This window comes from Paraplanobispora siamensis (assembly GCF_016863175.1).
Taxonomy (GTDB): Bacteria; Actinomycetota; Actinomycetes; order Streptosporangiales; family Streptosporangiaceae; genus Planobispora; species Planobispora siamensis.
Map to the genome: position 1 here is coordinate 1 of NZ_BOOJ01000106.1, position 11,876 is coordinate 11,876.

Sequence of the window (11,876 nt, forward strand, 5' to 3'; positions counted from 1 at the left end):
CCCCCTGCTGCAGCAGACCCTCGCTGATGCCGAGCGCATTCTGGGGGAAGACCATCCGTTAACAGGGATCGTGCGCAGAAATTTGTCGAACAGCCAGCGCGCCGATGCGGAGCTTGCTCGATCGGCCGCGTCCAGTGAGCGTACGGCTTACGGCGATGTGGAGCGCAACGCAGTGTGTCGGTGCGGGTCGGGTAAGAAGTACAAGCGTTGCCATGGGGCACCGACGGCTGAGACTGGCGCGGCGAAGTGATCCCGCAGATCTTCTCGATCACTCTGGTGCCACGTCCACTTTCTGGGCAGGGCGCCCCGGCCTGACCCGGCACTCGTGCTTCTCATGCTGTGGCGCTGAGGCGCTGCGTGGCCACGCCGAGGCGGGCCGCCCGGTGGTCGGCCCGGCCGTGGTGGTCGCGCGGGTAGCGGTCGCGGTTGCCCCAGCGGGGCAACCCAGCCAGCACGAGGCGAGATTGGTCCGGCTCGGGAGGCCTGCGGCGCTTGCCTGTGGTGCGCATCCATCCGAGTTCGGCCAGCCACCAGGTGTAGGCTTCGCGTTCGATCGCGTAGCTGCGGTGGCGGCGCTCGCGGGTGCCGGCCGCGCCGATCCGGACCGCGACGGTGTGCAACCGGGTCCGTGTACGTCGCCAGGCGCCGGGTTCGGGACGCTCGCTGGTGCGGGCCAGGCGGTGGGCACGCAGGATTTCTAGGTGGCGGCGGGTGGTCCGTAGGCTGTAGCCGGTCACCCTAGCCATGTCCTGTACTTTGTAAAGACCGGTATCAAGGACCGCAGCAGTCCCCGCCACGTGACGCCCCAGTCCAGCCGGACCCCGGGCCCGGTGCGGGTGCGCGAACACGTCGTGACTGACCAGCGTGCGCCGCGCCAGCAGCTCCGAGCAGTGCCGGGCACGGGCCGCCCGCAGTCGTTGGAGCTCTGCTGCTAGGGGCGGGTTTCCTTGTGTCCCACCCTGTGCAACGGACCCGGAAACCTCGTTCGTCACAGGCGATGCGGCGACCTCTCCGTGGCTCTGCGGGAGCACCCGATAGCGGTGGGCGCGCTGCCCCTCCCCCCTGGCGGCCAACTCCAGCCACCCGTCCAGGATCAGGCGCTCCAGCGCGCGAGCGGCCGTACTGCGACCCATCCCCGTGGCCAGGGCCAGACGCCGGCAATCCAACTCGATCTCCTCACGAGCCGTCTGCAGAGCGAGCTCCAGCACATACTCCAAAGCCCGGCGATCCGCCGGCCCGGCCGGGGTGCTCCACCGGCCCGGCTCGGCGGCAATCGCCTCGCGCACGCCGGCCACCAGCGGCACCACGGCGGCCAGGCGCACATCCCACTCATCGGCTGGCGCACTCTGCTCGGCCTCGCCAGGGGGGCCGTCGACGGGCGCGGCCAGCGGACGCAGCGTGGCGGCATAAGCCACCGCGCGCTCCCACTGACGAGCGATCAGGGCGACGCGCTCGCCAGGCCCGCGGTGCCGGCTGCGGGCTCCGCCCTGGCAGCGCAGATGGACCAGGCCCGGCGCCTGAAGATGGTCCTCCAGCAGGCGGGTAGCCTCCGGCGCGCTCCAGCGGGCCAGGGCCAGCCGAACCAGAATCCGGGCCAGATGGGCGTGTCCGGCCCCGGGCCCCGGGGTGGTGGCCAGCAGCTCGGCTACGTCGACCGGGTGCCGGCGCCCGGCCAGGCGCGGGCCGGCCGGGGTGGTCTCGATCGTGCGGACCGCCTCGGCTTCGATCTGCTCGGGGCCCGGGTCGTCGGCGTCCAGCAGCACGGCCAGGCGCTCGATCGCCTCGGCGGGGTTGCGCTCGGCCAGGGCGGCCGCGGTGGCCTCCGGCGTGATCGGCACCCACTGGTGCACGGGCACGCTGATGCCACCGGCCCGGTGCGGGGCACCGGGCGGGCGCACGCAGCCGGTCCGCGTGTTAGTCAACGGGCTGATGTCCAAGGTGGGCAGGCGGCGGGCGGCGGCACGGGCCAGGGCGCGCACCACCGCGGCGGCCACCGGCTCGACCGGCACCCAAAGGTGCAGTCCGCGCGCGGGGCCGGACACGCACACCAGATATCGGATGTCGGCGGCCTCCAGCACGCTCATCAGCTCATCAGCGTCGCGCTCGACATCGCCGCGGCCGCGGTCCAGGTCGAACACGATGAACGCGAACTCGCGGCGGGTGTTGGTCAGATACCAGGCGTACGGTCCCGCCGGCGGATCCTCGCCGAGCTTCGCCGTGGCGGCGTAGGTGTGCGCCCACGCGTCTCCGGCATCGGTGCGCACGTCAAGGCGCGCCCGGCCACGCGGGGCCAGAGCGCGTAAGGCCGCGTAGAACGCGGCGGATTGTTCTCCGGCGTCAGCCTTGCCGCCCGTCTGTGGCGACACACCCGAATCAGGACATGCTGGGCTAGCCGGACGGTCATCGGTTATCGTTGACTCACTCCGGTCACACCTGAGCCGGGCATGCGACAGCGCCCGCTCTCAGGTCAGTGATTGCGACAACAAAGGCCCGGTCAGCCAGACCGGGACGTCATAAGCAGGTATCCGCTACGCGACTCCCTTCTCTTCTCTCGCAACTCGTAGGGACGTGTGGTGTTGCTGGTCCGCTGGATGCGGGCCGATGATGCAGCCCCGTTGGCGCGGGGTTGTGCAGCGAGATCCGGTCGGTTGCCGCCGAAGTGGATCTCTCAAAGACGTAGGCTTCGCCCCGGCTTACAGCCGGGGCCTACGCATTTATGCGCTCAGTTGGTCGGCCGGCTGGTCGTCGGCTTCCCGGGGCGAGAGAAGTGGCTCAAGCTTGATGAGCTCTTCCAGCAAGCGGGACAAGGACAACCCTTGCCGCTGAGCGGCAGCGTCGTATTCCTCCTTGAGCCACTTGGGCATCCTGGTGGCGAACGGCACCTGGCCGCCCGTCCCGTAGGTTCGCCGTTCTCGTCCTGCTACTGATGGCATGCAGGGATCTTTGCGCATCCTGGCTGAGCATGCATTCCGAACACGCGGCGTGTCGCCGAAAACTTGGACGGTGTATCGGGCGCGTAGCGCGGCCCTGGATGCGCACAAGGGCGCGGCCGTACGGCGCGCGCCCTTGCTGATCTTGTTATCAGTCCTGATGGGATGCCGATGGATGCGGCGTCCCGTCCCCTGGCTCATTACATGACCTGCCGTCCAACTCCCCGTTAACATGTTGGTAAAAGGATGCCATGTTTGGGGCAGAAGTGGCGGAGTTGATGCTCGATGGAGGAGATCATTTTTGGTCTGGTCGGCGGCGGGTTAGGGGCGGCCGCTCTGGCTGATACGGCACGTCCGTCCTGACCTGCGTCTTTATGCTTCCTCGGCCTCCTGCGGTTCCTCGACGGGGTTGGGCACCTCAAACGGCTCGCCGCGCAATCCACAGTCGGTGGTGCTGGTGCCATCCCGTCCGCCTGGGCCGTCTCGATCATCCAGGCGCCAGGGGTGCCGGGCGGGGTCCCCTTGGGGTGCCTGGCGGCCGCGGGGGCGGGGTGATAGGCCCAGAGCCGGCGGGCGGGGTGGCGTCCAGGACTGCAGGCCGCCCTCGGGTCCTGCTCGGGTGATCGTGCGTGCCATCCCGGAGCCTGGCGGGGTCCAGGGGCGCCGAGCGCCCTGGCCGCCGGAGGCCTCGGCCGTCAGGCCGATCGCTGTTCCGGCCAGACGGCCGGCAGCGCGGTGTTCGGCTCGCGCGGCTCCCAGGCGTCGGCGCCAAGCCGGGCGTCCAGGCGCAGCGCCACATCGGGCGGGACGTGGGCGCGGTCGCGGTGATCGCGCAAGGTGACCCCGTGCTCGGGGCAGCAGCCCTGTTCGTGCTCGCAGACATCGCGCGGCCGGGCGTCGAAGACAGCCATGGCGGCCGCCAGGGCACGCAGGTTGAACGCGGCGTCACGTGGCCGTGCCGCCGAATGGCCTCCAAGCGGGGTGAGCCGTAGGCCGCGTCCAAAGTCGCAGTCACCAGCAATGGCGGGGCCTGCTGTTCGGCGAGGGTGTGCACGCGGATGAGAACGTTAAGCGCCCCGCAGTCCAGGAAGGTCAGCTCGCTCAGGTCCAGCACCAGCGGCTCGTCGGGTCGGCGGCGAGCGCGGTGGAGGTAGGTCTGCAGCCGGGCGGCGGTGAGCGCGGTGGAGGTAGGCCTGCAGCCGGGCGGCGGTGAGCGCGTCGGCCTCACCGGACACGCGTACCAGCGTGGCGCCGGGCAGATGCTCGCAGGTCAACATGAGTGGAGCCAGGAGGCCTCCCGGTCCGGTGCGCCGCTCGTCGGGGGCTGCCGCGCAGGAGAAGTGCTCGACGCCGGGAAAGAGCTGATGGCCGCGTCGACTGAGCCATCGACTCGAAGCCGCCCTCGCACCTGTGCCAGCCGTTCGGCGATGACAGGGGCACGGTCGCGGGCCTGCTGCGCGCGCTTGGCGGCGGCTCGCGCGCGTTCAGCGGCGACGCCGGCCTGCAGGGCGGCCCGCCGGGCTATCTCCCGGGAGATCGACAGCAGCACCGAGGCCGCGGCTGCGGGCTCTACAGCGCTGACGGGCTGCGGATATGGGGCGGCCATCGGTACCCCACTCCCGATGCGGCAGTTTTCCTTCGGAAGCGATGGCTTGTCGCATCGGTGACATGGCCGGCGAATCGGACCGCCATCGCCATTTCTGTGGAAATGGCTCGGCTCTTTGGCTGAAGCCGGCGTTCCCGTCACCTCTGTCCTTTCTCTGCCGTGGCCGACACCTCGCCGGTCCCGGTCGGCGCCGGCGCTTGGCGTGGCGACAGGCGGTCGCTGGATGCGGCGCGGAGCCGGTCGTCACCCTTGATGAGCTGGCCGGCGCGCTCGATGCGCTGGTCGGAGCCCTTGATGCGCTGCTCGCTACGCTCGATGAGCTGGTCGGCGCGCTCGATGCGCTGCTCGCTGCGCTCGATGAGCTGGTCGGCGTGTTCGGACTGCTGACCCCGGCGTTCCGCGCGCGCCGCGGCGGCGGTGCTGTATTCCCTCGCGTGTGGTGCCCGATGCTGCCGTGGGGTGCCGGGTTCGTCGATGCTTCGCGCGGTGCGCGAACCGGCGGGATCATCCGGTGGCGGCATGGCGGCTCCAGGTGCGGCGGCAGGTGTGACGTCTTCGGTGTTACCCTCACCACATGGGTGCCGCATCGACGCGGGATGACCGGCCGGTCAACGACTCACCAGCGCACGAGCCGCTGCGCCCGGCAGTGACGCGGCCGGTGATCGCTTTAGTGGATGACGAGGCGGACCTGGTCGAGATGGCCACCGCCTACCTCACCCGCGACGGATTTCGGATCTACACCGCCGGCGACACCCGCGGTGCGGCGGCGGTGCTGCGCACCCACCCCGTCGACCTGCTCGTGCTGGATCTGGGCCTGCCCGACGGCAACGGCCTGGACTTCCTGCGCGGGGTACGCGCCGGCCGTCACCTGCCGGTGATCATCTTGACCGGCTGGGTCGAGGAGCGGGAACGCGTCGTCGGGTTGGAGCTGGGCGCCGACGACTACGTCGTCAAGCCGTTCTCCCTGCCGGAGCTGGCCGCCCGGATCCGGGCGGTGCTGCGGCGCGCGCACCCTGCGGGTGCCGAGGCGGTGCATCGCGTCGGCGCGCTGGCCGTCGACACCCGGTCACGCGAGGTCACCGTGGACGGCGTGCCGATGGCGTTGACACCGCTGGAGTACGAGTTGCTGGCGCTGCTGATCGCCCAGCCCCGGCAGGTGTTCGCCACCGGCCAGCTGCTGAGCGCGGTGTGGGGCGCCGACCCGCACCGGCAAGACGGCTCGTCCGTTATCGAGCATGTGTACCGGCTGCGCCGCAAACTCGCCATGGCCGGCGCGAGCAGCCCGCGGATCACCACCGTGCGCGGCATCGGTTACCGGCTGGACCCGTGATGGCCTCCGCAAGCGGATGGCCGTTGGACTACGAACGGTTGTTCGAGTCGCTCCCGTCGCCGTACTTGATCATGACGGCGGACTTCACCATCGTCACCATCAATCAGGCCTACGCCGACGCCACCATGATCGACCGGGAGGCGGTGGCCGGCCGGCCGATGTTCGAGGTGTTCCCCGACAACCCGGAGGACCCGGACGCCGACGGCGTGCGCAACCTGCGCCGATCCCTGCAGACGGTGGTGGACTCCGGCCGGCCCGACGCCCTGGCCCTGCAGCGCTATGACATCCGTACCCCCGAGGGCGGGTTCGTCGAGCGATACTGGAGCCCGGTCAACACCCCACTGTTCGCCGACGACGGCAGTGTGGCGTTCATCGTCCACCGGGTCCAGGATGTCACCGACCTGGTCGAACTACGCCGTCACGGCCACGAGCAGCAACGCATCACTGTGGCGCTGCAGACCCGAATCGGGCAGATGGAGGCCGACCTGTTCACCCGCGGCCGCCACCTGCAAGACGCCAACCGGCAACTGCAGCGCGTCAACGCCGAGCTGGCCGCCGCCGGCGACGCGCTGCGAGCCCAGCAGCAGGCCAAGGACCGGTTCATCGCCACCCTGTCACACGAACTGCGCAATCCCCTCGCCTCGGCCCGCGCCGCCCTGGACGTCCTTGGGCTGGACGTGCCCGACCATCCGGCCCGCGCCGTACTCGCCCGGCAACTGACCGCCCTGACCCGGATGAGCGACGACCTGCTCGAAGCCGCCCGGGTCGTCACCGGCCACCTGCAGGTCGCCCGCCGGCCGCTGGATTTGCGCACGCTCGTGGCCGCCACCGTCGGCGACATCGAAGCCACCCGCCCCGGCAGCGCCGGGATCCATCTCGCGTTGCCCGACATGCCGGCGACCGTCGAGGGTGACCCGGTCCGCCTCGCCCAAATGATCAGCAACTTGCTCGACAACGCCCGCAAACACGCCCCCACCGACCTCCCGGTCCACGTCGAGGTGAGCACCGACGCCGGGCACGCCGTCTTGCGCGTGCGCGATGAGGGACCCGGCTTCGCGCCTGAGGCGGCGGCCGGCCTGTTCGACCCGTTCGTGCGGGCCGGCACCTCCGGCCAGAGCACTCCCGCCGGGCTGGGCCTGGGCCTGGCGGTGGTCCGCGGCATCGCCACGCTGCACGAGGGCACCGCCACTGCCCACAGCAACGGTCCCGGGACCGGCGCCACGTTCACCGTTCGGCTGCCGCTCACCGACGCCGCGCCCAATGGCGCCGAGCAGCGCCCCGCGCCGGCCACCACCCGGGCGCCGATGCGGGTCCTGCTCGTTGAGGACAACGCTGACCTCGCCGCCATGTACGCCGTGCTGCTCCGCCAGCGCGGCGACACCGTCACCATCGCCACCAACGGCGCCGACGCCCTCGCCGCGGCCCACCACCCGTTCGATCTGATCCTGTGCGACCTGGCTCTCGGCGACGACCCCGACGGCTACACCCTCGCCCGCCGGCTGCGCCGCACCCCGACCCACCGCAGCACCCGCCTGATCGCCGTCTCCGGATTCAGCCAAGATGCCGACCGCGAACGCAGCCGCGCCGCCGGATTCGACGCCCACCTCGCCAAACCACTCGATCCCGCCCGCCTCGACCAACTCCTCGGCGACTGGACCGATCAGCCCGCCTCCGGACAGCCCAGGCCCCGCCCCGCCTAGCGTGCCCCTCCCGCATCCCGGTCCACCATCTGATCGCCCTGTTCACCGGCCCTGACCCGCGCCGCCAGGCCGAACGATCAACGAAACACCGTCCTGGCGAGGATGATGCTTCACCGCGATGAGCCCAGCGGCTTCACCCGGCGCCTCACCATCAAAGACTCGGGGGTCGATGAGCATCGGAATCCGGCGGGAAGGGGGGCAGACCAAGTAAGCCAGAAAGGGGCAGACGGCAGGTCAGAGGCCCTAGTTAGACGGCCTTGCGGCGGCGCGCTGTGCGCTCCTGCAGACCGGCCGCATTCTCGGCCAGGCGCTGGCGGTTCTGCTGGAGCTGCTGGGCCAGGACCGCGATCCGGTGCCTGCGTTCTTTGGCCGACACCGCCCGCGCTTGCGCCGATATCACCCGCGCTTGCGCCGCTACTACCCGCGCTTGCGCCGCCGCCACCCGGGCCGCAGAAGCAGAGGTCCGGCCCCCAACGGTCCGCATCTGCGATGGTTCAGCCGACATCATTCTCCGATCGTCACATACGCCTGCTGAAAGCGCAGCAGCCTCCTGTTCCGCGCCCGGCGCCCCGGTTTCGACGTGATGCTACAGATCGCAGCGCCGCCGCTGCTGCCGAAGCGACGATCACTCGGATGCAACGACCGGCGCTGATGCTCGCGATCTCCTACCCCACCCGGCCGGCTGCTCCCGGTCGATCAGCTCTTTTCCGCCGTCACCGGCAAGGCGCCGCCGGAGGCGAACGATCCGACAGTCCCCCGGCGCCCTCAGCGCATCCGGCATCGGCTGCTGCCTGCCCTGACCCGGCCCGCCCGCCCGCAGAGAGGGATGCGGCGCGGGTGCGGACACCGGCGATCCAGGCGCCGAGCCCGTCGGCCGGCCCCTGGCCGGCCCGCGCTCCTGTGCGCTATCGGCATCGGCGGGAAGGCCGGCCCTGCGCCCGATGCCCGGCCCGATTGCCTCCACAGGGTCGTCAGGCGCAGCAATGCCACCGCTTGGACGGCGGCCATGACCAGGCCCGCCACCGGGCCCCAGGCCAGTGCGGTGGTCAGCGCGCTGCCGGCCACCGCGACCAGGCCAAGGATGGCCAGGGCCAGCACGTCACGGCCGGGCCGATCAAAGCGCCCGGCAACCGAGGGGAAGGTGACACGGCTCACCTCACCAGGATCGGCGAACACCTTATGTGCTCAATCCATCGCTTTGAGTGTTTTCCGTATGCATGCCCAGCGGTCCACTCGGCGCTGCGTCCTGGACCCCGCCGGAGAGGAGGGGAGGCATCAGGGGCGTCCGGAAGGCGGAAATGTCCGGTTCACCAGGGCGCGAAGCAACTCCCGGGAATAGGGATTCCCGAAAGTTACCAGCAGGTAGAGCGGTGCTCTGGCGCCACTGACAACCGCCAATAACCCGCAACAGCCATCACCACCCAGCCGGGTTCACCGGCCTCGCCGGGCCATGCGCTATGTACATGTACTTAGCGCGCCGTATCCTGGAAGCCCAGGGCTTGCCTACCAGTCAAGCCCTGAAATCAGAAAGAGGCCCCGACCAGCCGTAGGGAAGCAAGATCGGGGCCCTGTGCGAGTGCGCTCGGGCCTGTCCTAGCCGGCTGCTAGGTGGGCCCGATTGCGCGCAAGAGGTGATCCACCACAATCAGCACCGCTCGGACGATGAGCAGGTGCTTCTCGGTGGAGTCCGCCGTCTTGCGGCGTCGGCCACGCGGCATGAGTTTCCTCTCCCTGTATGGGCCTCGGTACTACCGGTCGCTAAGGACCGATGGGATGACCGTGAGACCCGATCCCGGTCGATCCCATGGGAATACCGACCGAGGCAGAGACGCCACGTCAACGACGTTGAGAACAGCGTAATTGCCCGCAACCCGCCATGCACTTAGACCCGGCTACCTATCCGGCGTCAGGCAGGCGTCAAGCGTCCTCAGCGCAGGCATCACGGGGCATCCACGCAGGTGAGAGCCGCTTCCCTGTTCAAGTCAAACCTTGGTCATAGATTGCTAAAACTTTGGCCAGTCCGCAGAACACGCACTTCACCGGTCGCGGGACTCTTTGGACTACCGGCCATGATTGAACAGGAACTCGTAGGAGATCACCGGCCCCGAATTATGGAAAGGGCCGGTGAACTCGTAGCAAGAGGCGGTATGAGTTCGCTCAATCCCACAGCGGAGGCGCGTTCTCCCGGCGCCACGTCGACCGCGGGACCGTGCGGTGGTTCCACATCCAGCGGGCCGACCAGATCGCCGGCATGGAGTCGACCGCGAAGAAGAGGGCGGCCGGGGTAAGCGAGTTACAGGGGAAGCCTCCGGGTGAGAAGATCCCGGGCGTCCATCCCGCTCACGTGGAGTGCTCGGGCAGGGTGAGAGCCTGCACCGCGTGGTGGGCGGTGTCGTGGATCTCAAACGATCGGACCAGGCCGGTCAGTGCCAGCAGCCGCGCCAGGGTGCCCTGCACGCCGCTGAGCGCCAATCGCTTGTGCGCGGCCTGGCCCTGCTTGCGCACGCCGATCAGCGCGCGGAGGCCGACCGAGTCGCAGAAAAGCACCCCGGTGACATCCAGCACCACGGCGGTCACGTCGCTGCGCTCCCACAGCGGCCATACGCTCTCCCGCAGGGTCGGGGTGGTGGAGGGACCCAGCTCGCCGTCCAAGCGGGCGACCATGACCGTTGCGTGCTGGAGCAGGGAGATCGACAACGGGCCGCGGTACGGAGGGCGGGTAGGGACGGTCATTGCCGGCGGTATGCGGGGTTCAGGGCAGACACGGCCTCTTTCCTACCAGACCACCGCGCGTTCACGCGTCTTGACGCACAGCACGATGCCACATGGCCGAAGCGAGGATGACGCGGCCAGCCCACTGTCGGGTTACCTCCAGAACACCAGCGCCATGCCGAGCCGGTGAGGGAGCCGATCAGCTGCTTGTGGAAGGGGCCGGTGAACTCGCAGCAAGAGGGGGGCGGGTTCGATCAGTCCCACAGCGGAGGCGCGTCCTCCCGGCGCCTGCCCGGCCGCAACGCGGCGCGGTTGGACCACAGCCACCGGGCCGCGCTGATCCCGCCGGGCGCGGGCGCGGCCGTCGACGCGCTGTCCTCACTCCGAGACTTCATCCAGAACGGCCGCGGGGCCGTCGACGCGTTCGAGGTGCCGGCGGGCTTCATCCAGAACGGCGGGGACGCCGAGCTCGGCCGGGACGGAGTCGACGGCCGCGCGGGCGTCGACCAGAACGGCAGACCCTCGCTGCGCAGCTGCGCGCCGCGTACGCCCCGGATCACCCGCTCCCCAACCCGCACGGTGTAGGTGCCATCCCACCCGGTGGACTGGATGACCCCAACCGCCCGTGGCCCGGTGGTCGCATGCGCCACCCGGACTCTGTCCCCTCGCTGGAACCCCACGACATCCATGCTCCGCCGGGCCAGAGCGGCGGGCAAGCGGCCCCGCCGCTCTGGCCGGTGCTGGTCAGCCCCAGTTGCCGCGCGCCAGCTCGTGGGCGCATCGACGCTGCGCATCGGCACACGCCTGGGCCCCCTGCTCCTGCCAGCAGTCGGGGCAGGGGTGGACGTACAGGTCTTTGCCGGTGTCCAGCAGGACGCCCAACGGCAGCGTGATCCGCGGATCGACACTCCAGGCCCCGCACCGCGGGCACAGATAGAGATCGGTGCGGCGGACGCCCGGGTGCCGGCCGGACTCCACCGCCGTCCTCAGCGTGCAGATCAGGTCCCAGCTGCGGGTGCTGCGGGCGGCGTGCTCGTCGCTCCAGCCGTCGCCGGCTACCGGGGGCAGGCAGGCCGGGCAGTGCGCGAGCAGGGAGGTACGGCCGTCCTCGGTGACGTAGCCGACGTGGCCGACGCGGGCAACAGCCCGGGTCAGCGCGCCGGTCTGGCCGCACTGGCAGCGGTAGCCGCGCGGGCTCTTCCACGTGGCGTCTACCGGCTCGGGCGTGATGGTGATCGTCGTGATCTGAACGGCCGGGGCCGTATTCGCCTGCGGCTGCTCCTGGTGCGCGCGCTCGGCCGCCATGCGCTGTAGGGCCTGCTGGTAGGTAAGGCCGTGGGCGGCGGCGTAGGCGCGGGCCTGGGCCTTGCGGTCGCTGTGACGGACCATGAGAGTCGTCCTTCCGGCGGGGCCCACGCACCCACCGAAGGATCAGCCATCTCCCGGGCCGGGCACGGCGAACGTCGTGAGGCGCGTCGATCCCCTGGGGACCTTCTCCCCGTCGCTGCGGGTCCGGGATCGCGGAACTGTTCTCGTCGGTTCGCTTGTCGCCGAAGGTGTTCGGCAGCGTTCGGGGCCGTTCAAAGATGCTCGGACCG

Annotated in this window: 10 protein-coding genes and 1 pseudogene; 4 read left to right on the forward strand and 7 right to left on the reverse strand. The window is 70.3% G+C overall.

Annotation, left to right across the window (positions count from 1 at the left end):
• Positions 1 to 250 (forward strand): SEC-C metal-binding domain-containing protein (locus Psi01_RS42195; RefSeq protein WP_204069829.1); only part of this gene is annotated, 250 nt, incomplete at its 5' end.
• A gap of 82 nt (positions 251 to 332) precedes the next feature.
• On the opposite strand, the gene Psi01_RS42200 is transcribed toward Psi01_RS42195, so the two are convergent.
• The 4 genes and pseudogenes from Psi01_RS42200 to Psi01_RS42210 all read right to left on the reverse strand — a co-directional run bounded on the left by Psi01_RS42200 (position 333) and on the right by Psi01_RS42210 (position 5,057).
• Entirely contained in the window at positions 333 to 2,366 is a 2,034-nt protein-coding gene (locus Psi01_RS42200) for a bifunctional DNA primase/polymerase (protein WP_204069830.1), read from the reverse strand.
• Between the two features lie 1,259 nt (positions 2,367 to 3,625).
• The gene (locus Psi01_RS42205; protein ID WP_204069831.1) at positions 3,626 to 3,841 is read right to left on the reverse strand and encodes a hypothetical protein; all 216 of its coding nucleotides are present in this window, start codon (positions 3,839 to 3,841) and stop codon (positions 3,626 to 3,628) included.
• A gap of 128 nt (positions 3,842 to 3,969) precedes the next feature.
• Positions 3,970 to 4,158: pseudogene (locus tag Psi01_RS44690) on the reverse strand (STAS domain-containing protein); the annotation flags it as partial.
• A 515-nt stretch (positions 4,159 to 4,673) separates the two neighbouring features.
• Entirely contained in the window at positions 4,674 to 5,057 is a 384-nt protein-coding gene (locus tag Psi01_RS42210) for a hypothetical protein (RefSeq protein WP_204069832.1), read from the reverse strand.
• 53 nt (positions 5,058 to 5,110) lie between these two features.
• On the opposite strand from Psi01_RS42210, the gene Psi01_RS42215 reads away from it, so the two are divergent.
• Both Psi01_RS42215 and Psi01_RS42220 read left to right on the forward strand, forming a co-directional pair.
• Positions 5,111 to 5,866, forward strand: a complete 756-nt coding sequence (locus Psi01_RS42215; RefSeq protein ID WP_204069833.1) for a response regulator transcription factor — start codon at positions 5,111 to 5,113, stop codon at positions 5,864 to 5,866.
• 23 nt (positions 5,867 to 5,889) lie between these two features.
• Positions 5,890 to 7,566: a hybrid sensor histidine kinase/response regulator gene (locus Psi01_RS42220; RefSeq protein ID WP_204069834.1), complete on the forward strand. Its 1,677-nt coding sequence runs from the start codon at positions 5,890 to 5,892 to the stop codon at positions 7,564 to 7,566.
• 247 nt (positions 7,567 to 7,813) lie between these two features.
• Here Psi01_RS42220 and Psi01_RS44360 read toward each other — a convergent pair whose 3' ends face one another.
• Positions 7,814 to 7,942: a hypothetical protein gene (locus Psi01_RS44360; protein ID WP_275424665.1), complete on the reverse strand. Its 129-nt coding sequence runs from the start codon at positions 7,940 to 7,942 to the stop codon at positions 7,814 to 7,816.
• A 1,964-nt stretch (positions 7,943 to 9,906) separates the two neighbouring features.
• Complete coding sequence (locus Psi01_RS42225) at positions 9,907 to 10,299, reverse strand: STAS domain-containing protein (RefSeq protein WP_204069835.1); 393 nt, start codon at positions 10,297 to 10,299, stop codon at positions 9,907 to 9,909.
• A 201-nt stretch (positions 10,300 to 10,500) separates the two neighbouring features.
• Between Psi01_RS42225 and Psi01_RS42230 the strand changes: the two genes are divergently transcribed.
• A complete protein-coding gene (locus Psi01_RS42230) occupies positions 10,501 to 10,863 on the forward strand; it encodes a hypothetical protein (protein WP_204069836.1) in 363 nt (120 codons plus the stop codon).
• 159 nt (positions 10,864 to 11,022) lie between these two features.
• Here Psi01_RS42230 and Psi01_RS42235 read toward each other — a convergent pair whose 3' ends face one another.
• Positions 11,023 to 11,667: a hypothetical protein gene (locus Psi01_RS42235; RefSeq protein ID WP_204069837.1), complete on the reverse strand. Its 645-nt coding sequence runs from the start codon at positions 11,665 to 11,667 to the stop codon at positions 11,023 to 11,025.
• Between the last annotated feature and the right edge of the window lie 209 nt (positions 11,668 to 11,876).